Here is a 21,839-nt window from a genome sequence, read left to right on the forward strand (position 1 = left end):
GAGCGCAAAAAAATGAGATTGGATAAAATGCTTGCTAACAGTGGTTTTGGAACGCGAAAAGAAGTGAAGAAGCTGTTGAAAACTGGTGTGGTAAAAGTGGATGGAAATGTGGTAAAGGATGCGAAGGTACATGTGGATCCGGAAGTGCAGGAGGTAACGGTCCATGATGATATCGTGGAATATCGTGAGTTCATTTACTTGATGATGCACAAGCCACCAGGACTGTTATCGGCAACGGAAGATTACCGTCAGGAAACGGTAGTGGATATCTTGCAGGAAGAGGATAAGATGTTTGAACCGTTTCCGGTTGGACGCCTTGATAAAGATACAGAAGGCCTGCTAATTCTGACAAATGACGGGCAGCTTGCACACCAGTTGTTGTCTCCGAAAAAACATGTACCGAAAACTTATTTTGCGAAAATTGATGGAGAGGTGACAGTAGAGGATATCGAAGCGTTTAAACAAGGTGTCACCTTAGATGATGGTTATGAAACTTTGCCTGCTGAATTGAAAATACTGGAGGCTGGATCGGAATCACAAATCGAGATCACCATCGTTGAAGGAAAATTCCATCAAGTGAAAAGGATGTTCCAAGCAGTTGGAAAAACGGTTATCTACCTGAAGCGTTTGAGCATGGGAGAATTGAAGCTAGATGAAGACCTTGAACTTGGTGAGTACCGTGAACTGACAGATGAAGAACTGGAACTATTGCAGCGAAGATAAATAACGAAGAGCCCCATTCCATATAAAAAAGGAATGGGGCTTTATTATGGTGTCATATATGGTATATGTAGTCTTATGAAGTCAACCTAACTTTTTTCTGCGTAGTAGTCCACTTACCTTTCGTAGGACTTTGAACCAGGTCATTAAATGCCAGCACATTTAAATCACGCTGGACGGTTCGGGGGGTAATCCCAAATTCATCGACCAACTGCTGTGTGGAGACAGTTCCCTTTTCATGAATAAACATGTAGACGGCTTTAATACGGGTTAGCATACGGTTAGTTGAAGGCTTCAAAAAACCACTCCTTATCCGGTATTTAACATGGTACTACTCGCTAAATTCTTGATGATAGGTGTTAGGTATTAAGTTAGTTTATATTGTACACGATTTACTGGAAAAAATTCTAGAATAATGATGCAATTTACACAATATTAACATTTAGTCTTGGTTGTGTTAAGCGTAAATGAAAAGATTATGAGTCTATATACATTATTTTACACCACTCGACATTATTCTGGCTAGTAATTATTTGAAAAATATGAAACTTTCGACCTAAAACAGCGTATTAGACAGAAGAGAGGAGGGACTATAAATTGAAATTACTAACCTTACAATTAGAAAAAGCAGGATATGATGATGAAATGTCTGTCGTTCAGAATATTGATTTTACCGTCTCAAAAGGGGAGATGGTGGGACTGATTGGTCCAAACGGTGCTGGTAAGAGTACGACTATCAAAACCTTGCTTGGCTTAAATCCTTTTTTTGAAGGAGAGATATCACTTCCTTCCGATAAATCATATGCCTATATTCCTGAGAAACCTGTATTTTATTATGATATGACATTATGGGAGCATATTGATTTGATGGCATCTTTGCTGGAGATGGAAGAAAAGGTTTGGAAAGAGCGAGTGGAAGAACTATTGAAGTTGTTTAGGTTGGAAAAAGTCATCCATGAGTCTCCGGCTACCTTCTCAAAAGGGATGCAGCAAAAAGCAATGTTGATCTTTGCCATCATGTCTAAGCCTTCTTTATATATTGTGGATGAACCGTTTATTGGGCTTGATCCAATTGCAACGAAGAAGCTTCTACAGCTTTTTCATCAGGAACAGGCTAGGGGTGTAGGCATCTTGTTGTGTACCCATGTTCTGGATACAGCGGAAAAGATTTGTGACAGGTTTATTCTTTTGGCTGACGGACGCAAGAAAGCGGAAGGAACCTTACAAGACATACAAACAAACTGCCAACTTCCCGGAGCTTCATTGCTAGATTGTTTCTACACCTTATCAGAAAGGGAACAGCAGAGATCACGGCTATCCGCTTATACAAGGAGCGCTTAAAACAAGAGCGTCTGTATCAATGGAAGAATACAAAAGCTATTATTGATTGGACAATCCTATTCTATATTGTCCTTACATTATTATTCATTGTAGCCATGATTTATGATATGTTTCCGAGTTTCATTGCTTTATTTCAGAAAATTCCATATCATTTAACCCTTTTTGCTATTTATTATCTCGCTTGGACGGGGACGATTCGTATTTATTATCAGCAAGCGGATACGTACTTTTTTGTTCACCGAAGAGATTTATTGCAAGGGTTGAAAAAATGGGGGGTGGTAGCGAGTACGGGATTAAATGTGATAAAAGCTCTGCTAATTGCTATTTTTACCTATTTGCTAATAAAGACAATCAGCCCCTCTACTCTCCCTTTGCTTGAGTGGATAACATTTTATCTTGCATTGTTCCTATTCGCTACCATTTTAGGTAAAGTGATAGATTTACATTGGTCTGGATGGAAGCGAAAACTGATTACATTTGCTGTTTTTCTATTTCTTGGACTTATTACTTATCTAACAGTGGATCAATCTATGTGGATTGTGTCAGCTGTTCTCCTTATGCTAAGTTTTATAATCTTTTTTATTATTTACTTGCGAACGGAGAGTTTCATAGTCGATATGGCTCATAACGAAAAGGTGCGTCAGAAATATATAGGTATGATTTTCTATGCTTCAGAATATGTGCATGTTCCTCGTTCTTCTGAGCGAAACAAGCCATTATTTTTCAGGCGGTCTCAAAGGATATTGGAAGACAGGACCCCCCATAGTGCCTTGACGGAATTGTTCTTTAAATACCTGTTGCGAAACTCCCGTCATATATTTTCTTACTTGCAAATAACCGGTATTACCATTGTTGTCATAGGATATCTCCCATTATGGATGACATTTGGCTTGTTTATGGCGTTTTTCTTTTTTCTAAAAGAGTGGTTAAATATAGTATATGATGAATTGGTGGGACATCCCTTTTTGCATATGCATAAGGGGAAGAAGCTGATTCAAGAACACTATCAAGATCTTGTTACAAGGTGGCTATACTATCCGGCTGTAGGGTTGGTCGGTTTTGTACTTTTGATGAATACGCTTTTTCATTTTCTAATGAGGTGATGATTAAATGGGAAATATTAATTGGTTGGAAGAAGTAGAGAAAAGAAAAGATTCCTTAATAAAAGATACACAGGAATTCTTACAAATTAACAGTGTGCTGAATGAAGAAGAAGCGAGCCCTGAGACCCCTTTTGGCAAAGGAATAGAAGAGGCGCTTCAATATTTATTACATAAAGGGGAAGCGGATGGCTTTCTTTCAAAAAATGTTGACCATTATGCCGGTCATATCGAACACGGCCAAGGAGAAGAGCTTGTAGGAATCCTATGTCATGTGGATGTAGTACCAGAGGGAGACGGCTGGACAGATGAACCATTTAGTGCCACCATCCGTGACGGAAAAATTTTCGCACGCGGTGCAATGGATGACAAAGGCCCGACAATGGCGGCTTATTATGCATTGAAAATAGTAAAAGAACTAGACCTCCCACTAACTAAACGTGTGCGCATCATAATTGGTACAGACGAGGAAAGCAACTGGCAGTGTGTAGAGCACTATTTCAAACAGGAAGAAATGCCTACAATGGGATTTGCTCCTGACGCGGACTTCCCAATCATCTATGCGGAAAAAGGAATAGGGGATATTCAGTTAGGGCTCAGTTTCAAAAATGAGACGCCATCTTCCACTGTCACCTTGTTAACGTTTGAGTCAGGTCGCCGATTGAATATGGTGCCAGATCATGCGAAAGCCTCACTTGAAGTGACAGAAGAGATGGATGAAATCACTCACGCCTTTAATGCATACATTTCAGAAAAAGGTATCGAGGGTGGCTATTCGAAAGAAGGCAATTCTTTGTTCCTTAACATCAAAGGAGTGTCTGCTCATGCAATGGAGCCTGATAATGGTACGAATGCAGGTTACCATTTGGCGTCCTTTCTTCATTCTGTAGGATTAGATGCAAGTGGCGCATCTTATGTCAGCTTCATAAGCGAAAAGCTTGCTTTTGATTCTCGTGGTAAGAATCTTACCATCAATTTCCACGACGAGATTACCGACGACCTAACCATCAACACAGGTGTTTTCCGATATGACCGCGAAGCATCTGTCGGCACTTTAGGGGTTAACATTCGTTTTCCTGTAACTTGCGATACAAAGAATGTAGAAGAACAGTTGCGTAAAGAGGCAGCCTCGTGTGGCTTTGAGTTGAATAAATTTAATGTTTCCCCTGCACACCATGTGCCTCAGGATCATGAGCTTATCCAGACTCTTCAAAAGGTTTATGAAGAACAGACTGGAGAGAAAGCAGAATTATTGTCCATTGGTGGTGGAACCTATGCAAGATCGCTTGAAGCAGGCGTGGCCTTTGGTCCGCTTTTCCCTGGCAGGGAAGACGTGGCGCATCAAAAAGATGAGCATATTTTCATTGAAGATCTCATCAAGGCGACTGCCATCTATGCACAAGCTATCTATGAATTAGCAAAATAACATATTTATCCTAAATATAATTGTGGTAGAATGTAAAGGTTACTTCCCTATGGGGCAGTAGCCTTTTACTTTTTCCTTTATTTGACGAGAAGAAAGAAGGATATATGATGAGTACTGCCTCAATGACAGACAAAACAACTCGCTATTTTTATAGTTTTTACTTTTTAACATTTTTCAGCTTTGGGGCTCTATTCCCATTGCTGACCGTATATTTGAAAGAAGATGTGGGGTTGAGTGGATCTCAGATTGGGATGATCATGTCAATTAGTCCTGTCGTGATGATATTTGTACAGCCATTGTGGGGAGTCTTTAGCGACTATACCCAAAAACCGAAACAAATCCTGCTCTGGACGCTTTTTTTTACAGCAGTAACAGGTATTGCCTTTTCATTTATGGAGAGCTATGGAGCCTTGCTCGCTGTGGCGTTTCTGCTGGCTGTTACGCAAAGCGCCCTTGTTCCCATTTCAGACAGCATCACCCTTAATTATGTTCAAAGGACAAAAGGCAATTATGGTTCCATCAGGTTGTGGGGGGCGATAGGTTTTGCTGTGGCAGTTCTTTTTGCAGGGTGGCTTTCTGATTTCTTCTCCTTAAAAGTGATATTCTTTACCTTTGCGATAGCTTTATTGCTTGGCACTTTCGTATCGAGTTTCTTACCGAAAGAAAGTCAAACAATCAGTGTCAATGTCCGGGATGGCATCGGAACGCTTATGAAGTTGCCTAAATTTGTGATGTTCCTTGTGACAACGTTTCTTGTATTCGGTCCTGTATTTGCCAACAACTTTTATTTTGGGTTGTTTATTACTGATATTGGAGGCACCGTTACGGGAGTAGGAATTGCCTTCTTGCTTGCTGCGGGTAGTGAGGCCCCTTTTATGAGAGTTGCAGGCAAGTGGATTGCACGCTTTGGCCTTCATACAATCATGATAAGTGCTGCATCTATTGCGATGATTCGTTGGGTGCTTTATTTTTTTGAGCCACCGCTGTATGTGGTGTATGCAACTACGATTGCCCAAGGTTTTTCTGTTGGACTTTTCATACCTGCAGCGTTGCAGTTTGTACGGGATATCGCCCCAACCTCTGCTCGTGCAACGGCGGTTTCTCTATACACTGCCATCGGTAATGGGTTAGGCAGTTGGTTCTGTACATTCTTTGGCGGCTTTATTGCAGAATACTATTCCGTTGCACATGTGTATTTGTTCTTCGGCCTTTTAACAATGTGCGGATTAGTCTTCATCCTGATGATTAACCAAGCCGATAAAAAACAACTCGCAAAAGCTTCATAAGTTCATAAAAATGAGTGGATTGGAGCGGAAGGCACTCGACTCCGCGGGAAATAGCAGCAGACTTGAGTCCCCATAGGCAAAGCGAAGCCACTGAAAAACTGATATGATATAGTACTTAGTAATTTTGAGCTGTGGATTGGAGCAAAAGGCGAAGACTCCTTAGGGAGATAGCGCTAGGTGGAGACCCCACAGGCGAAGCCGAGGAGGCTCCAGCAGCGCCCTTAGGAAAGCGAAGCCATTTGCGGAAATCCACAGCGGTGTCTAAAACAATATATAAATTCAAAGACTTTTTCAGTGGTTTTGGCAAAACCTAGAAGGCTCCAGCACCGCCCTGCAGCGCAAAGGAACGGTTAAAATGACAAAGACCCTTAGCTACTTCAGCAAAGGGTCTTTTCGGTTATTCATTCTCAAAATCAAAAAGGTCGGTAGACAAATACCTTTCTCCCGTATCGCATGCGATACAAACTACCACATCATCAGGAGTCAACCTTTTTGCCACCTCAATTGCTGAATAACAAGCAGCACCTGAAGACGGTCCAACCAATATCCCTTCATGACGAGCAAGCTTTCGAGTGATTTCATATGCATCCCGATCTTCAATTTTAAAAATCTCATCATATACTTCCTGGTTTAAAATATCTGGAATGAATCCTGGACTAGTTCCCACAAGCTTATGTTTGCCGGGCTTCCCGCCGGAAAGAACAGGTGATCCTGCAGGCTCCACGACATGGACAGTCAACCCTTCATAATGCTTTTTCAACTCTTCTCCTGTCCCAGTGATGGTGCCGCCAGTACCGGCAGTTGCTACGAAAGCGGATAGTGGCTTGCCGATTTGTTCCATGCCATCAATAATCTCGAGTGCCGTAGACTTTCTATGTGCATCGGAGTTGGCATGGTTTTCAAACTGCATTGGCATAAAGCTGTTAGGTATTTCTTTAACAAGCTCCTGGGCCTTTTTAATAGCACCTGGCATTTTTTCATCGCCTGGTGTTAATACTACTTCTGCACCATATGCTTTCAAAAGGTTAATCCGTTCTTTAGACATCGTATCCGGCATAATCAATATCGCTTTATATCCCCTTGCTGCTGCATTCATCGCCAAACCAATCCCGGTATTTCCGCTAGTTGGTTCAATGATGGTTGCACCAGGTATGATGTGGCCATCCTTTTCTGCCTGGATGATCATATTAAACGCAGCTCTATCTTTGACACTGCCGCTAGGGTTTTGAAATTCTAATTTTAAATAAACCGTCGCCGCTCCTTCAGGCACTATGCGGTTCAATTTAACAAGTGGAGTATCTCCAATTAAATCAGCCATATTTGAAACAACCTTCACTACTACGCACAACCTTTCTCTATCATGACTCAATAATCCGTATTGTATCATAAATTATAAATACAGACTAAGCACATGGCTTATAATGGGATTAAGATTAGACTAACTATATCGTCTGTTTGGTGCTAAGATAATATGCAAGACTATAAAAGATATCTGGTAAAATAAGAAGGGTGAGAATATGACGACTCAAACTCATTATTTTGTTGCTGTACCTCTTCCACAACCGTTAAAGGAAGCGTTTCATTTATATATGAAAGAATTAAAATACCATTTTCCATTTACAAGATGGGTGCATCCGGAAGACCTTCATATCACGCTAGCATTTTTAGGTGATTTGGAAGAAGGCCAAAAAGAAAAGTTAATAACCCTTCTTTCCGTAATTGCCTCAAATCATCAACATTTTCCGCTCACTTTAAATGATCTTGGCACATTTGGGAACCCTCAGTCACCACGAATTTTTTGGTACGGCATTGAAAAGTCAATGGAACTTAAACTGCTGAGAAAATCTGTATATGATGCTTGTGAGGTGGTTGGACTCCAGCTCGACTCACGGCCGTTTCATCCTCATATCACCATTGCAAGGAAGTGGAAGGGGCCAGGATCCATTAATCATGATCTCCTTCCAGTCCACAGTTCGCAAAAAGAGACGTTTCATGTAAACAGTATCATTTTATATGAAACACATCTAAACAGATTGCCCAAATATGAAGAAAAGGAAATTTTTTCTTTGGTATAGGAGTAGGATTAGAAAATGAGGGGAATGAAACTATTAACTCAAATAGCTGTATTATATTTGTTTTACAAAATTGGTGTGGTACTACAAAGTGCATTTGACATCCCGGTTCCAGGTAGTATTATAGGAATGGTTTTTCTGCTAATTCTGCTTTTGACAGGTGTAGCGAAGGAGAGATATCTACAAAACGGAGCGAATGTACTGCTTTTGTATCTCCCTTTGTTTTTTGTTCCCGCCACTGTAGGAGTTATGGACTACTTTAGCATTCTATCAGGAACAGAAGGAATGGTTATGTTGATTGCTCTTTTAGTAGGAACCATTATCGTCCTCGTATGTTCTGGATGGGTTGCTCAAAAAACGGCAGTTTCTGTCGATAAAAAGACAGACGCAACACGAGTGATGGATGATGAATAGTTGGATTAGCGTCTTGTTCATCCTTACTACCTACCTAGTTTTTTTGGTAATGAGACATACGTATAATCGATTTCGTCTGCCGATTTTCAACCCTGTCGCCACTACGACTCTAGTAATCATTATTGGCTTGCTGTTGACTAATATATCTTATCATACATATATGCTAGGGGGTTGGTGGATTCAGGAGTTGCTCGGCCCGGCAGTTGTCGCCCTTGCTTATCCCCTCTACCATCAACGTTCAAAAATTATACGTTATCGGATTCCTTTGCTTGCAGGGTTATTATCAGGAATAGTTGTAGGCATAGTTACTGGATTTTTGTATGTAAAGGTAGCTAACCTTCCCTCTATATACTCCGCGTCGTTCCTTCCTAAATCCGTGACTTCCCCTATCGCCATGGAAATTGCCGACCTTACAGGGGGGATACCAAGCTTAGCAGCAGCGCTCGTTATACTAAGTGGCATCTTTGGTGCATTGTTTGGGCCAGTCTTAATGAGATTACTCGGGATAACCCACTATTTAGGGGTTGGAGTGGGGCTTGGATGCGCTGCACACGGGATTGGGACTGCAAAAGCAATGGAATATGGGGAAGAGGAAGCGGCATTCAGTTCCATCAGCATGACACTTTCTGCATTACTATACGCCATAATATTACCTGTAGCCGTTCATTATTTATTATAGAAAAGAGTGACCACCATTGGCACAATTAATAAAATTACAAGATTATATTACCCGTTATGAAGCCGATATATATCGCTATCCAAACCAATTTATCAGGTTAAAAAAACAACAATGGAAGACCTATCAAGAGATGTTAAAAAACCCGGTTGATATCAAGAGTTCTTCTCCTATTGCTCAAACGGAGGAGATAACATCCTCAAAAGATGGCAGATTAATCAGCCTTATGAAGTCCTTCAGGAAAAAGCAACAAGAACAGGAGCTGTTCACTGTTAACAACCTAAATGTTAATGACGAACAGGAGGAAGAGTGGGAACTTCCTCGAGTCACAGGCAGTAAGTCGCCTGAGGAGAGAAAACAGCAATTTCTTGATTCCATCCTCCCTCTCCAGCTAAAATGGGCAAGTTCGACCATCAGAGAAATGTCTTATCTGCAGAAGAATTATAAACGTGAATGGTTACTGAAATATTTTTTGCAGAGGTTTCCAGATACATTTTTTGTGATGTATAAACCAATTTTCTTAGTTAAGCATGCACCTGTGGAACTTGAAGTTATTATTATTACCCCTAACGAAATTATGGCCCTGTATTACATGGAGGAGCAAGAAGAGAGCGTGATTTTAGGAAACAATGATCGCTTTTGGTCGATTCGGGAAAGAGAAAAGGAAAGAAAAATAGTAAACCCAACAATAGGCCTCAACAGGATGGGGTCCATCATAAAAAATATCCTTCAGATTTATGATGTGAGCTTGCCAGTTACCAAGCTGTTGTTGCATCCAAAAGGGTATATTGACATAACGGATGGACCAGCAGATGTACAAGTTGTAGATAAACGATCATATACTAAATGGTTTGAGAAGATGCGGGCTAACAAGCTTCCCTTAAAACATAGTCAGCTAAAGGCGGCTGGAGCTTTGCTTTCTCATTGCCAGTCCACTTATATAGATAGACCAGAATGGCAATAATGAAGAATTGTATGAATATATGTCAAGGTCGTGACTATGCTTGAATAATATAGAAAATGGTCCGTTCTAGAAGAATCGCACTTTAGGAGACAGGGAGGGAAATGCATGATTTTCATCAAAAGAGAATTCGAAGCCTATTTAGATGAAATGGATCAGATCACTATTCTTTTGCCTAACGGAAGTTTTAATGGAGAATCAGCTTCCTTTACCCTATCACATGAAAATTCTATTTATTCCCTTGAAATAATAGATAGAAAAACGTTACAGAGCTCGCTTAAATATATATGTAAAACAAATACGCCAATCTCCATCGGTTCTAGATATATGATTATAGATGAACATGGTAGGAAAACAGATTTACAAATTGGGGCAGTTATTCGCTCACAAGCATTTGATGAAGCATTCTATTATGAAAAGGATGACCTTGGGGCGCAATATCAAAAAGGAGAAACCACCTTTACCCTTTGGGCGCCGACGGCATCTGCAGTAAAAATTAAACTTGTCGCGCCAAAAAGTAAGGAAAACATTTTCTATAGCCTCATTCGTGAAGAAAAGGGAATATGGCGAATTACGGTACAAGGAGATTTAGAAGGTTTTCATTACACATATTTAGTATGCGTGAATCTTGTATGGAGGGAAGCGGTCGATCCGTATGCGATTGCATCTAGTATAAATAGTGAGTCTGCTGTAATTATTGATAAAGAAAGAGTAAACGTTCCAAAAGTGGCAATGCTTCCTTTTAACGATGCAACAGATGCCATTATTTACGAGCTGCACGTTCGAGACTTTTCCTCCCATGCAAAAAGCGGCATGGTTCATAAGGGGAAGTATGCGGCTTTTACAGAAGATCCTTTAGAGATGTCCGACATTGGAATTACAGGAGTTCCTTATCTCCAAAGTCTTGGAATAACTCATATTGAATTATTACCATTAAATGACTTTGGCGGAGTGGACGAAGCAGAACCTGGTAAGGACTACAACTGGGGGTATAACCCTCTCCTCTTTAATGTACCGGAAGGAAGCTATGCGCTAGATCCATATGACCCTTACTCTAGAATATTGGAACTGAAAAATCTAATAAATACGTTACACCATAAAGACTTAAGAATAATTATGGATGTTGTATATAATCACGTGTATATCCGCGAGGACTCCTCTTTTGAAAAAATAGTGCCTGGTTATTACTTTCGACACGATGAGCATGGCATGCCATCAAACGGAACGGGAGTAGGGAATGACATAGCATCTGAACGGAAAATGGTCCGTAAATTTATACTGGATTCCATTCGATACTGGTTGCAGGAATATGATGTGGATGGTTTCCGATTTGATTTAATGGGAATCTTAGATGTCCAGACAATTAATGAAGTAAAAGAGGCGGTATCTGTCATCAAACCAGGTGCCATCATTCTTGGAGAAGGATGGGAACTGAACACTCCGTTAGCAGCTGATCGTAAAGCAATGATTCTCAATGCCAAGAAGATGCCGGGAATCGCATTCTTTAATGACATGGTTCGCGATTCGGTAAAAGGTAGTACGTTCAACTTGTTTGACAGGGGATTTGCGCTTGGAAATACCCACAAAACTGCTCTGTTGAAACAATCCCTGGCAGGTAGTGTACAAATTGATCCAAACCATAAAGGGCTTTTCCTTGAGCCTGCGCAATCAATCAATTATATTGAATCCCATGATAATCATACAATGTGGGATAAAATAGCCGTCTGCAATAGTCATGAAGATGAAGAAACAAGACTAAAGCGTCATCGCCTTGCCGCTTCGGTCACACTCTTATCTCAAGGCATCCCATTTTTACATGCAGGGCAAGAGTTTTTCCGGACAAAAGGCGGAGAAGAGAACAGCTATAAATCTCCAGATACTATCAATAGCTTGGATTGGGAAAGGAAACACCGTTACTCTGAGAATGTGGCTTATATGAAGGGGCTAATTTTGCTTCGAAAAGCACATAAAGCTTTAAGGTTATCGACAGTTACGGAAATAAAAAGACATGTGCGCTTTCCTCTCGATAAAGGAAATATGCTCATGTATCACCTCAGTGAAGTGAAACAGTATGGAAAGTACAACCATTTACTCATTATTTTCCATAACGGGACGAATACGGAGAACGTTACTCTTCCATTCTCAGGAGAGTGGGAAGTTCTTGTAGAAGGCAGTACAGCAGGCGATGCACCAATCCGCAAGACAAATAATGAAGTACAAGTGCCACCTATCAGCACGGTAGTATTGGCACAATATTAATTGTTACACAAGGGCTTGATTTAATTGGGAAATAACGATAAAATTTAAAAGATAGCTATTGCGAAATTGTTCAATAGCTGTTTTTTTGCTTAAAAAAGTTGTTAATATGAAAATTCTTATCTAGCGCTTGCGCTTTTCTAATATTTAATAATGAAAAGTTGTGTTGAAATTGAAGGTGAAATGGTTGGAACATTTATTAGGTGATGAGTGGAAAATCAGTCCTGCGGGTGGTTTGACGGGAGATGCGTACTTCGCTCAAAATGAAGGGAAAAAGCTCTTTCTCAAAAGGAATTCATCGCCATTTTTGGCTGTTCTTTCAGCAGAGGGGATTGTCCCGAAATTAGTCTGGACGAAACGCCTGGAAAATGGAGATGTCATTACGGCTCAGCACTGGATAAGTGCAAGAGAACTTAAACCAAACGACATGAATATGGAAACAGTGGCTCAGCTTCTTCACAAGATTCACCACTCCAAAGAGTTGCTGGATATGCTTACTCGATTGGGAAAAGAACCTGTAGAGCCATCCACTATACTGGAAGATATTAAGAATGGGATGGCTTTAGATCTCTTCTCTTTGGACGTGATTCAGAAATCACTTGATTTTCTTACAAAGGAAATTAAAAATGTTCAATTCAGAGATAAGGTAGTTTGCCATTGTGATCTTAACCATAATAATTGGTTGCTTTCCGATAACCAAGAGCTCTTCTTAATTGATTGGGATGGGGCTGTTATTGCGGATCCAGCCATCGACTTATGCATGTTATTATATTGGTATATTCCGGAACAGGAGTGGAATGACTGGCTTTCCACTTATGGGATACCACTGACTGACGATTTGCGCCACCGTATGCACTGGTATGTGATAGCTCAAACTATATTATCCGTACAATGGTATCACCATAAAGATATTGAAAAAGAAAAACAGAACTGGTTGAACTATTTGGAAAGACTTTTACCGGTTGAACTATGAGTATTGATCGATGCTGTCGATCCAGTTGGTGAATTTTGACTGATGCATTTGATTGTGATCATGGTCATTGCTTGAATTGATGCCAGCTTGGCTATAGGTATAGATATCTTGCAAGATATTCTTTACATTATGATCAATTTCATTATTGACCATTAATGATTTGATCACGCGCTCCAACTGCTCATATTCAGCTACAGAACCGCAGCAATCAATTTGATGATCCGCCAAAATATCCTTTAGAAGATGTATTTGATCATGATAATTTAACGGCATGTGTCAGCACTCCTTTATTTTATATATGTACTAGCCTTTGTTTATTTATCATTCTTATACACGACAAAAGAATCGGTCCATCGCGATCGGTTTTTTTCTGTCATCGACTTTAAACGAATAAAAACACCGAGGTGACCAAACGACATGAGATTTAGAAACAAACCATGGGCAGCAGATTTTATTGCCGAAAATTCCTATTACTGCATTCCAAATCCTGAAAGCAACAGAGGGAAATGGAGTGAAATTTTCGGAAATAACAACCCTATCCACATTGAAGTGGGAACGGGAAAAGGAACATTTGTTACAGAAATGGCAAAAGCTAATCCGAACATAAATTATATTGGTATAGAATTATTTGAAAGTGTAATTGTAAAAGCATTGGAAAAAGCAGTAGCAGCTAATATCCCAAACGTCAAACTGTTAAATGTCCATGCGCAAAAGCTATCTGAATACTTTGAGGCCGGTGAAATCGACAGAGTTTATTTGAACTTCTCTGATCCATGGCCAAAAACCCGACACGAAAAGAGAAGGTTAACCTATAAAGAATTTTTGGATTTGTATAAAGAAGTGTTGGTGCCACAAGGTGAGATTCACTTTAAAACTGATAACCGTGGACTTTTTGAGTATTCATTGATGAGCTTTTCTGAATATGGGCTATTATTGAAATATGTAAGTCTAGACCTTCATAATAGTGAGTTTGAAGGCAACATCATGACGGAATATGAAGAGAAGTTTTCTAGCAAGGGATTCCCTATCTATCGTTGTGAGGTAAAATATCCAGAATAAATGTTGAAGCGTCCTTTTCCATTAATGGAAGGCGCTTTTTTGTTGTTAAGCGGTTTAGATTTCTTGATAAGAACCATCTCCTGTGAAGGCCTGTGTTACCCTGAAAACCAATCTGTATAGCTTTAGGAACTCAACAGTCTCATTAAACAAGGAAGAAGATTAATGAAGACAATCTCGGATTGATTTTCGGGACGGGATTGTCTTCATAAAGTGGATGAAGACAATCTCAGGCAGGACATTGATATAGAATTGTCTTCATAGAGTAGATGAAGACAATGTCAGCTTAGATTTGGTTCCGGAATGGTCTTCATAACGTGGATAAAGCTTATCTTAAACTTGATTTTCTTGAAATAGATCTGCCAGAAAATTCGCGAAAAGTTCACTTTTTTTGATACAATAAAGGCACACATACAATATGTACAAAGAGGGAGATGGCTGATATGGAAACGCTAACATTTGGTAATTGGAAGCTGACTTGGTTGAACGGTGGAGTAACGCATCTTGATGGTGGTGCAATGTTCGGAGTAGTCCCGAAGGCCTTGTGGTCAAAAAAATATCCTGTAAATGACAAAAACCAAATAGAGCTTAGAACGGATCCTATCCTTATTCAAACAGGGGAACGCAATATTCTAATTGAGGCAGGTCTAGGGAAAGGAAAGCTCTCCGATAAACAAAGACGGAACTATGGTGCAACGGAGGAGTCGTCTGTAGAGGAAGATTTACAAAAACTTGGGTTGACACCAGAAGACATAGACATCATCATCATGACTCATCTTCATTTTGACCACGTCTGCGGACTGACCAAATGGGATGCGGAGAAAAATAAGTACATATCTGTTTTTCCTAATGCGACTATATATGCATCAGAGGTTGAATGGAATGAAATGAGGAACCCTAATATACGTTCAAAAAATACGTATTGGGAGATGAATTGGCAAGGAATTGGAGAACAGGTAACTACATTCCAAGATGAAACAACCATCATTAATGGCATAAAGATGATACATACTGGTGGACATAGTGATGGACACGCCATAATTGAAATGACACAAGGGGAGGAAAGTCTTATTCATATGGCAGATTTGATGCCTACCCATGCTCATTCTCCTTCTTTATGGGTTCTTGCCTATGATGATTATCCGATGACATCAATTGAAGCAAAAGAGAAATGGATCAAAGAGGGAATAAGACGGAACGCATGGTTTACTTTTTATCATGACGCATTTTACCGGGGAGTAAAATGGAATGAATCTTATGAGATTCAAGAAAAAATAGAACGGAAAAGATAAAACCATGCCTGGCAGTTTTTATCTGCCAGGCATGGTTTTATTTTAATTGATTAACATCCAATATGACTCCTGTATTCTTGTCGACAATAAATTCATATTGCTCCAAGACATCCTCTATTCTACGTGAAATTCCGCCTCTGTAGATGGAGTAGGACATATCATTTCGAATAATCGTTTCAGGGACCATTTGTATCCAGGAGCCATCAACAGGGCCTCGCTTTTTAAAGGCTTCCTTGGCAATTTTTAACGCTTTTTCAGGTTTTATGGCTTGCTGCTTTGATGCTTCAGTAAAAAGATATGCGGCTGCTGCACCAATCCCAGCACCGATTAGAAGTGCTTTCCATTTCATTTCGTATCATCCTTCCATAAATCATACTCGTTTTCTAAGTAAGCCTTTTCAAATGGGAGTAACTGATGAGTTGAATTGATTCTGCCTATCTTACTAATAGTATAACTTGTAAAACAAATAAATGTCATGCTAAAGCTGGAAACAATAGAGAAAGTTCGATACAATATAGTTAAAATATTTCGATAATCTAACGAAGTATAGAGAGTTATTCTACATATAGGTTTTGAAAAAAGGAGCTGACTTAGTTGAATCAGGAGACATTAACTTTATTTAAAACATTAACAGAGCTGCAAGGGGCACCTGGTTTTGAACATGATGTTCGCCGCTTTATGCGAAGTGAATTGGAAAAGTACTCAGATGAAGTAGTACAAGATCGACTTGGTGGTATATTCGGAGTGAAGAAAGGCGACGAAACTGGCCCAACAGTAATGGTCGCTGGCCACATGGATGAAGTCGGCTTTATGGTTACTTCCATAACAGAAAACGGAATGTTAAGATTCCAAACGCTTGGCGGCTGGTGGAGTCAGGTCTTGCTTGCTCAACGTGTGCAAGTAATGACAGACAATGGTCCAGTTATTGGTGTTATTGGATCGATTCCTCCACATCTTTTGGATGAAGCGAAACGTGCCAAGCCAATGGACATAAAAAATATGCTAATTGATATTGGAGCAGACAATAAAGAGGACGCAATTAACATCGGCATTAAACAAGGTCAACAGATTGTTCCTATCTGTCCATTTACACCCATGGCTAATGAAAAGAAGATTCTGGCTAAAGCCTGGGATAATCGTTATGGCTGCGGACTTGCCGTGGAATTATTGAAAGATCTTCAAGGTGAAACATTACCAAATATCCTTTATTCAGGAGCTACGGTTCAGGAAGAAGTCGGTTTACGTGGAGCACAGACAGCTGCAAACATGATCAAGCCTGATATTTTCTTTGCGCTTGACGCTTCACCTGCAAACGATATGACTGGAGATAAGAAGGAATTTGGCCACTTAGGCAAAGGTGCATTATTGCGTATTTATGATCGTTCTATGGTAACGCACACAGGTATGAGAGATTTTGTACTAGATACGGCTGAATCTAACAGCATTCCTTATCAGTATTTCATTTCGCAAGGTGGAACTGATGCCGGGCGTGTCCACACATCCAATGAGGGAGTTCCTTCAGCGGTAGTGGGAATTTGTTCACGTTATATCCACACACATGCTTCCATGGTTCATGTGGATGATTATGCAGCGGCAAGAGAGCTCATTGTCAAACTTGTAAAGTCGGCGAATCATTCCACAGTAGAATCCATTAGAAGCAGATAATAATATAAAGTTGGGAAGCGATGGGGAATCCCCATCGTTTTTCTTTTAATGGGAAGGTGAGATAAAGATGAAAGTGGTAGTAGGTTCAAGAAACCCTGCAAAATACGAGGCGGTTCAGGGTGCAATAAGAGAGCTTGAGATGGAAGTTGAAACAATTTCACTTGAAGTAGAATCTGGTGTAAGTAAACAACCCATGACAGATCAAGAAACGATTGAAGGGGCATTGCACCGTGCAAGAGGGGCTCTAAAAGAAATAGAAGATGCAGACTTTGCTATCGGACTTGAAGGTGGCGTGGTTCTTGGTTCCACACCATCCTTAGAAGTAATGGTCTGTAATTGGGGAGCGCTAGTTGCTAAAGACGGCAAGGAATACATAGCTGGTGGTGCTAGAATACCTTTACCTGATACTTTTAAAGAGGAGATTTTAGCAGGAAAAGAGCTAGGGGACATAATGGATGAGTACTGTCAGCGGAAAGACATTAGGAAACATGAAGGAGCGTTGGGGATCTTTACCGATGGTGTAGTTTCAAGAAAGGAAATGTTTCAGCATGTTAGCAAGCTATTGATTGGACAGTGGAGATATAATGAGAAAAAGCAGGCTTAAATTGCCTGCTTCTAGTCCAATACGTAGGTAAGTACTTTTAGAGCTTGGTTGACTGTTTCTACGGTTACATTTGCTTTATTAGATAACTCTTTTAATGGATGATGAAGGTTTTCCGGACGAATTAAAATAAGCGGTTTTTGTAAACTAATGGCGGCACTTGCGTCCATCGCAGTGTTCCATTGTTTATATTTTTCTCCAAATAGGGCGATAACAAGGTCAGATTTTTTCATTAAGAGTTCCGTACGAAGATTATTGATTTGAGATGCTGCTTCGTCTTTTGCAATAGAGCTAGGTTGTGTACCCATAACTGCTTCTCCTATGTTGTCTGAGCGCTCGTGGTCTGTCATTGGTCCTACAAACTCTAATGGAAGATCCAGTGCTTGTGCTTTTTCTATTAATTCTTCTCTCCAATTAGTATGGATTTCACCAGCAAGGTAAACAGTAAATTTCATTACAATCCCTCCAAATAGTACCTCTTGTTATTTACCTATTTTCTAGTCTATCATAAAATAGGGGAATTAAGTGATAATTCCAACTTATCCTTGTCAAGGGTGAAGATTTATAGGTATGATAAGTTTGGTGTGTATTTTCTAGTCTTATTGTACTAAAAGGAGTGGAGAGTTTGACTTTTGGAAGAGCCATTATTTCTATTTTATTTTTATCATTACTATTTTTAACAGGTTGCTCTGTGTCTATTGAAGACGCAACACAAAAATCTGTTGATACTTTTGAAGAAACATTTAAAGCGCAATCACTAGATACTTCTGAGGATACAGATATATTTGCTTATCATTTACCCACTGGGTTTACCATTGATTCGGAATCGGAGAACAATATTGTTCTTACAGAGGACGAGCAAACTTACCTTTTGTTTGTAAACCCTTTTGAACCAAAAGATTCAGAGGTATTATATGATTCTACAAAAGTGAATTTCTCTGATCTATTGGTAGATCATACAATAACTGATGAAGGTCGTTTAGGTTACTTGCTGGTTTCTCCTGTTGATGGGGAAGAGGAAGAGCTTTACGAAGTGACAGTGGGGTTGGGCGGAGTAAAAATGACAACGGTAACAGAAACGGGCAATATGGAAGCTAGTACAAAGAGCATGATGGAGATTATTTCTTCTGTGAAAATTAAATAAGTGTGAGTAAAGAATGAAAAGGGGAATCCTGGAGTAATCTACTTTTAAAAGATAAGAAAGCAGTTAATCCAGTTGATTTCCGTTCCAGGCGCTTCGCTTGCCTGCGGGCGGTCCGTGACCCTCCTCACTCCGTTGCGGTGTCTCACCTGTCCCTTCCTCCCGCGGGTGTCTTCGCCCCTTCCACTTCAATCAAAGGTTTCTTCATTAAACATAAGGTTTATAATTAGGTATTTGAGTTAACTGAAAGAATCAACTCTATTGTTCTTGTTATTTCTAGCTGTGGATTGGAGCAAAAGGCGAAGACTCCTCGAAAATGCTACGCATTTTCTTCGTGCGATGTTTCGCTGCCGAAGCCTTCCTTGTCCTGAGGGAGATAGCGCTAGGTGGAGACCCCACAGGCGTAGCCGAGGAGGCTCCAGCAGGGCCCCTAGGAAAGCGAAGCCATTTGCGGAAAGGAACAGCGGGTTTTAACTGAGCCTCTAATAAATGAAAAAGGATTGCCTCCGTGAAGAAGGCAATCCTTTTTTTACATTTATTTATTTTCTTTTTCTTCAATTTGTTCAATAGAGGCAGCTGCTTCTTCGTGTATCCAGTTTTCTTTTTGTGTTTCTTCGTCATCGGAATGGTAAGAGACGGTGTCTTCTTCTAATTCCTCGTACTGTAGGTTTTCATCTGTATGGTCAAATTCTTCTACTGCAGGTTCTTTCTCATCTATCACAGTAAACTGACTGACTTCTTCTTGTAATTCATTGGCAATATCCGATAGGGAAATAGCTGCTTCGTTCACTTGTTCAATAGCGATTATTTGGTGTTCGCTTGAAGCACTTACCTGTTCTGAAGTTGCGGCTGCTTCTTCGGAAATATAATGGACTTCTGATAGTTTTTCTTCTAGCTGCTTGTTTGATTCTGTTACATGTACGATTGCTTCCTGTACATCATCTACCTTCCTGTTAATGTCCATAACATTTCCGGCAATTTTTTCAAAAGATGTTTTTGTTTGATTGACTGACTCCTGTTGAAGATCCCTGTACTCGTTGAATTGTAGGGCATCATCTGAAAGCTTGCCCATTTGCTTGCCCATTTCTGTTACGAGCTTTTTAATAGACAATGCTTCATGTTTGGAGCGTTCAGCCAATTTTCTAACTTCTTGTGCAACCACGGCAAAACCTCTACCAGCGTCCCCAGCACGGGCAGATTCAATAGCAGCATTAAGTGCAAGTAGGTCCGTATTTTCGGCGATTTCCTGAATGGTAGCGACAATAGAATTAATTTGTTGAGACTGTTTGGTAGCTTGTTGGACACGTTCCGTCAGGTGATTTGCCAGTTTAAGAAATTGTTCAGAAGAGTTATATAGATCCTTTACTACTGTTAGACCGTCTTCTCCCATGGATCTTGCATGATCAGCCTTGGTTTTAATGTCAATACTTAACTGATTCGCAAGTTGTACTGCGGCTTTTACTCGCTTCAGAATTTCTGTACTTTCATCAAGATGAAGTGCCTGTTCACTCGATCCTATGGCTACTTGTTTGATGGCTTCGTTTACTTCTGTAGATTGAGCGGTCGTCTCTTCAGATATGGCAGCAAGGTTTTGAGAAGAGGACTGAAGCTTATCGGTCGCTTCCATAACTTTTAGAAGAGAAACCTGTACTTTTTCTGCCATGCCATTAAATGTTCCAGCTAAGTCAGCCATTTCATCTTTGGTAGTGATAGGTACTCTGTAAGCAAAATTACCTTCTCCGATCTTGGATGCACCTTCTTTTAATGAACGAATAGAAGAAGCTATTTTTTTATTTAGGAAATAGCCTGTAGAACTTAAAAACACCAATAAAAGTCCGCTAATTATTAAGGTTAGCAACATAATGGTCTGAAGTTTGCGATTGGACTCCTCTTGAAGGCTTGATTGCACGTCCATCACCGCAGCTTCCACTTCATTCACGCTTTGTTCCACCCCATTACTGATTTCTTCAAAACTTCTTATAAAACCGTATGAAGAGTTGTAGTTAGTATATAGGTCGGTCATCGCCTGAACATAAGGATTGTAGAGTTCCAACAGACCATTTTTTTGTGTATCTGGCAAATCAGTTGTATCTAATTGCTCTCTGAATGTCTCAGCACTTTTCATGAAATCTCTATATCTTGCTTCTTGTTTTGTCGCCATATATTGTTGTTCAAAAAGGCGAAGGTTCATAAGTGTAGCATTCAATTCCTCACGATTGGCACCTCGAACATTAATAACCAAATTTCGGATAACTCCGTTCATTTCTCCTTGAAGCCCGGTAAACTCTGTATAACCTATCTCTTTATACAGTTCTTCTAAAGGGACAAATACGTTCATATAATCTGAAGCTGCTGTTTCAATTTGCGCAAACCGACTGGAGATTTCTTCATATTCTGCGAATTGCTTTTGCATTTCTGCTGCTTCCTGCTTAATGCTTTCAAGGTTTTCCTTCATTACGCCGGAAGTTTCGTCACTTGGTACCCGTAAGAACTCTTGTTCATTTTTCCTTGTGTCTGAAAAAGCGAATTTTATTTCTTTACTCCCATTCACCGCTTCAAACAGAGCGGCTTCTTGCTCTTTTGCGGTTGATTGCGTAAAGTAGAAAAAGAAATTGCATAACAATACGATGACGAGCCCTGTAATGGCAGTCAATAAAATAAATCTAACCCTACCTCTAATAGTTTTCATGTTACCCCCCTAAAACATAAAAGACTTTCGAATTTTATATGTTTTGTTAAAAGTCTGATATTTTAAAGTAATTATAGACATAATTCTACAAAATCCACAACAACCTTTTAACAAAAGCTAGAATATTCTACTAGTATATATCGACTATGTTTCGGTATTATTAATGTAAT

22 protein-coding genes and 1 pseudogene are annotated in these 21,839 nt (G+C 39.9%); 16 read left to right on the top strand and 7 right to left on the bottom strand.

The annotated features are described in order from the left end of the window. Positions 1-12: 12 nt before the first annotated feature. A complete protein-coding gene (locus AAV98_RS06250; RefSeq protein ID WP_060664709.1) occupies positions 13-723 on the top strand; it encodes a pseudouridine synthase in 711 nt (236 codons plus the stop codon). A gap of 73 nt (positions 724-796) precedes the next feature. Here the strand turns inward: AAV98_RS06250 and AAV98_RS06255 are convergent, their stop codons facing one another. Next, positions 797-1,018 (bottom strand): DeoR family transcriptional regulator, encoded by a 222-nt coding sequence (locus AAV98_RS06255; RefSeq protein ID WP_010195377.1) that lies wholly within the window; start codon positions 1,016-1,018, stop codon positions 797-799. Positions 1,019-1,317: 299 nt separating this feature from the next. Here AAV98_RS06255 and AAV98_RS06260 point away from each other — a divergent pair, with 299 nt between their 5' ends. The 4 genes from AAV98_RS06260 (at position 1,318) to AAV98_RS06275 (ending at position 5,873) form a co-directional block, all read left to right on the top strand. Further along, positions 1,318-2,061, top strand: coding sequence for an ABC transporter ATP-binding protein (locus AAV98_RS06260; RefSeq protein WP_060664710.1), 744 nt, complete (start codon positions 1,318-1,320; stop codon positions 2,059-2,061). Next, entirely contained in the window at positions 1,992-3,164 is a 1,173-nt protein-coding gene (locus AAV98_RS06265; RefSeq protein WP_060664711.1) for an ABC transporter permease, read from the top strand. Before AAV98_RS06260 ends, AAV98_RS06265 begins: the two co-directional genes overlap by 70 nt. Positions 3,165-3,171: 7 nt before the next feature. Continuing rightward, on the top strand, positions 3,172-4,587 hold the full coding sequence (gene pepV, locus AAV98_RS06270) for a dipeptidase PepV (RefSeq protein WP_060664712.1): 1,416 nt from the start codon (positions 3,172-3,174) through the stop codon (positions 4,585-4,587). Between the two features lie 122 nt (positions 4,588-4,709). Then, positions 4,710-5,873: an MFS transporter gene (locus tag AAV98_RS06275; protein WP_231687704.1), complete on the top strand. Its 1,164-nt coding sequence runs from the start codon at positions 4,710-4,712 to the stop codon at positions 5,871-5,873. 397 nt (positions 5,874-6,270) lie between these two features. On the opposite strand, the gene cysK is transcribed toward AAV98_RS06275, so the two are convergent. Beyond that, positions 6,271-7,260: a cysteine synthase A gene (gene cysK / locus AAV98_RS06280; RefSeq protein WP_197284236.1), complete on the bottom strand. Its 990-nt coding sequence runs from the start codon at positions 7,258-7,260 to the stop codon at positions 6,271-6,273. Positions 7,261-7,390: 130 nt separating this feature from the next. On the opposite strand from cysK, the gene thpR reads away from it, so the two are divergent. The 6 genes from thpR (at position 7,391) to AAV98_RS06310 (ending at position 13,225) form a co-directional block, all read left to right on the top strand. Beyond that, positions 7,391-7,948, top strand: coding sequence for an RNA 2',3'-cyclic phosphodiesterase (gene thpR / locus AAV98_RS06285; protein ID WP_060664715.1), 558 nt, complete (start codon positions 7,391-7,393; stop codon positions 7,946-7,948). Between the two features lie 24 nt (positions 7,949-7,972). Continuing rightward, positions 7,973-8,359 carry a CidA/LrgA family protein gene (locus AAV98_RS06290; RefSeq protein WP_197284237.1) on the top strand — a complete coding sequence of 129 codons (387 nt, stop codon included), beginning with the start codon at positions 7,973-7,975 and terminating at the stop codon, positions 8,357-8,359. Then, positions 8,349-9,038, top strand: a complete 690-nt coding sequence (locus AAV98_RS06295; RefSeq protein ID WP_231687705.1) for an LrgB family protein — start codon at positions 8,349-8,351, stop codon at positions 9,036-9,038. The genes AAV98_RS06290 and AAV98_RS06295 overlap by 11 nt, the downstream gene beginning before the upstream one ends. Before the next feature lie 16 nt (positions 9,039-9,054). Beyond that, entirely contained in the window at positions 9,055-9,999 is a 945-nt protein-coding gene (locus AAV98_RS06300) for a hypothetical protein (RefSeq protein WP_060664718.1), read from the top strand. Positions 10,000-10,104: 105 nt separating this feature from the next. Then, on the top strand, positions 10,105-12,255 hold the full coding sequence (gene pulA, locus AAV98_RS06305) for a type I pullulanase (protein WP_060664719.1): 2,151 nt from the start codon (positions 10,105-10,107) through the stop codon (positions 12,253-12,255). Between the two features lie 169 nt (positions 12,256-12,424). Next, complete coding sequence (locus AAV98_RS06310; protein ID WP_187442009.1) at positions 12,425-13,225, top strand: phosphotransferase family protein; 801 nt, start codon at positions 12,425-12,427, stop codon at positions 13,223-13,225. Here the strand turns inward: AAV98_RS06310 and AAV98_RS06315 are convergent. Then, positions 13,220-13,498 carry a YtzH-like family protein gene (locus AAV98_RS06315; protein WP_060664721.1) on the bottom strand — a complete coding sequence of 93 codons (279 nt, stop codon included), beginning with the start codon at positions 13,496-13,498 and terminating at the stop codon, positions 13,220-13,222. The genes AAV98_RS06310 and AAV98_RS06315 overlap by 6 nt on opposite strands. A 144-nt stretch (positions 13,499-13,642) precedes the next feature. On the opposite strand from AAV98_RS06315, the gene trmB reads away from it, so the two are divergent. Together trmB and AAV98_RS06325 are read left to right on the top strand one after the other, a co-directional pair. Then, complete coding sequence (trmB, locus tag AAV98_RS06320; RefSeq protein WP_060664722.1) at positions 13,643-14,284, top strand: tRNA (guanosine(46)-N7)-methyltransferase TrmB; 642 nt, start codon at positions 13,643-13,645, stop codon at positions 14,282-14,284. Positions 14,285-14,724: 440 nt separating this feature from the next. Next, a complete protein-coding gene (locus AAV98_RS06325) occupies positions 14,725-15,573 on the top strand; it encodes a YtnP family quorum-quenching lactonase (RefSeq protein ID WP_060664723.1) in 849 nt (282 codons plus the stop codon). Positions 15,574-15,610: 37 nt separating this feature from the next. On the opposite strand, the gene AAV98_RS06330 is transcribed toward AAV98_RS06325, so the two are convergent. Then, entirely contained in the window at positions 15,611-15,922 is a 312-nt protein-coding gene (locus AAV98_RS06330) for a PepSY domain-containing protein (protein WP_060664724.1), read from the bottom strand. Between the two features lie 245 nt (positions 15,923-16,167). Between AAV98_RS06330 and AAV98_RS06335 the strand changes: the two genes are divergently transcribed. Both AAV98_RS06335 and AAV98_RS06340 read left to right on the top strand, forming a co-directional pair. Next, a complete protein-coding gene (locus AAV98_RS06335) occupies positions 16,168-17,238 on the top strand; it encodes a M42 family metallopeptidase (RefSeq protein ID WP_060664725.1) in 1,071 nt (356 codons plus the stop codon). Between the two features lie 67 nt (positions 17,239-17,305). After that, the gene (locus AAV98_RS06340; RefSeq protein ID WP_060664726.1) at positions 17,306-17,842 is read left to right on the top strand and encodes a DUF84 family protein; all 537 of its coding nucleotides are present in this window, start codon (positions 17,306-17,308) and stop codon (positions 17,840-17,842) included. A gap of 11 nt (positions 17,843-17,853) precedes the next feature. On the opposite strand, the gene AAV98_RS06345 is transcribed toward AAV98_RS06340, so the two are convergent. Continuing rightward, positions 17,854-18,294 (bottom strand): YtoQ family protein, encoded by a 441-nt coding sequence (locus AAV98_RS06345; protein ID WP_060664727.1) that lies wholly within the window; start codon positions 18,292-18,294, stop codon positions 17,854-17,856. A gap of 170 nt (positions 18,295-18,464) precedes the next feature. Here AAV98_RS06345 and AAV98_RS06350 point away from each other — a divergent pair, with 170 nt between their 5' ends. After that, positions 18,465-18,983, top strand: coding sequence for a hypothetical protein (locus tag AAV98_RS06350; protein WP_060664728.1), 519 nt, complete (start codon positions 18,465-18,467; stop codon positions 18,981-18,983). 532 nt (positions 18,984-19,515) lie between these two features. On the opposite strand, the gene AAV98_RS20900 is transcribed toward AAV98_RS06350, so the two are convergent. Both AAV98_RS20900 and AAV98_RS20905 read right to left on the bottom strand, forming a co-directional pair. Beyond that, entirely contained in the window at positions 19,516-20,643 is a 1,128-nt protein-coding gene (locus AAV98_RS20900) for a methyl-accepting chemotaxis protein (protein ID WP_442853674.1), read from the bottom strand. Continuing rightward, positions 20,641-21,669, bottom strand: a pseudogene (locus AAV98_RS20905) (HAMP domain-containing protein); the annotation flags it as partial. The gene AAV98_RS20900 and the pseudogene AAV98_RS20905, both read right to left, overlap by 3 nt. Positions 21,670-21,839 lie beyond the last annotated feature (170 nt).

This window comes from Bacillus sp. CHD6a, from assembly GCF_001293645.1.
Lineage (GTDB): Bacteria > Bacillota > Bacilli > Bacillales > Bacillaceae_I > Sutcliffiella_A.

Bases quoted from the DNA above. Each gene is read 5' to 3' on its own strand.
- AAV98_RS06275 (WP_231687704.1), top strand. From the start codon at position 4,710: ATGACAGACAAAACAACTCGCTATTTTTATAGTTTTTACTTTTTAACA.
- AAV98_RS06250 (WP_060664709.1), top strand. From the start codon at position 13: ATGAGATTGGATAAAATGCTTGCTAACAGTGGTTTTGGAACGCGAAAA.
- AAV98_RS06330 (WP_060664724.1), bottom strand. From the start codon at position 15,922: ATGAAATGGAAAGCACTTCTAATCGGTGCTGGGATTGGTGCAGCAGCC.
- AAV98_RS20900 (WP_442853674.1), bottom strand. From the start codon at position 20,643: ATGGCAGAAAAAGTACAGGTTTCTCTTCTAAAAGTTATGGAAGCGACC.
- AAV98_RS06340 (WP_060664726.1), top strand. From the start codon at position 17,306: ATGAAAGTGGTAGTAGGTTCAAGAAACCCTGCAAAATACGAGGCGGTT.
- thpR (WP_060664715.1), top strand. From the start codon at position 7,391: ATGACGACTCAAACTCATTATTTTGTTGCTGTACCTCTTCCACAACCG.
- AAV98_RS06290 (WP_197284237.1), top strand. From the start codon at position 7,973: ATGAAACTATTAACTCAAATAGCTGTATTATATTTGTTTTACAAAATT.
- pepV (WP_060664712.1), top strand. From the start codon at position 3,172: ATGGGAAATATTAATTGGTTGGAAGAAGTAGAGAAAAGAAAAGATTCC.
- AAV98_RS06345 (WP_060664727.1), bottom strand. From the start codon at position 18,294: ATGAAATTTACTGTTTACCTTGCTGGTGAAATCCATACTAATTGGAGA.
- AAV98_RS06315 (WP_060664721.1), bottom strand. From the start codon at position 13,498: ATGCCGTTAAATTATCATGATCAAATACATCTTCTAAAGGATATTTTG.
- AAV98_RS06295 (WP_231687705.1), top strand. From the start codon at position 8,349: ATGATGAATAGTTGGATTAGCGTCTTGTTCATCCTTACTACCTACCTA.
- pulA (WP_060664719.1), top strand. From the start codon at position 10,105: ATGATTTTCATCAAAAGAGAATTCGAAGCCTATTTAGATGAAATGGAT.
- trmB (WP_060664722.1), top strand. From the start codon at position 13,643: ATGAGATTTAGAAACAAACCATGGGCAGCAGATTTTATTGCCGAAAAT.
- cysK (WP_197284236.1), bottom strand. From the start codon at position 7,260: ATGATACAATACGGATTATTGAGTCATGATAGAGAAAGGTTGTGCGTA.
- AAV98_RS06325 (WP_060664723.1), top strand. From the start codon at position 14,725: ATGGAAACGCTAACATTTGGTAATTGGAAGCTGACTTGGTTGAACGGT.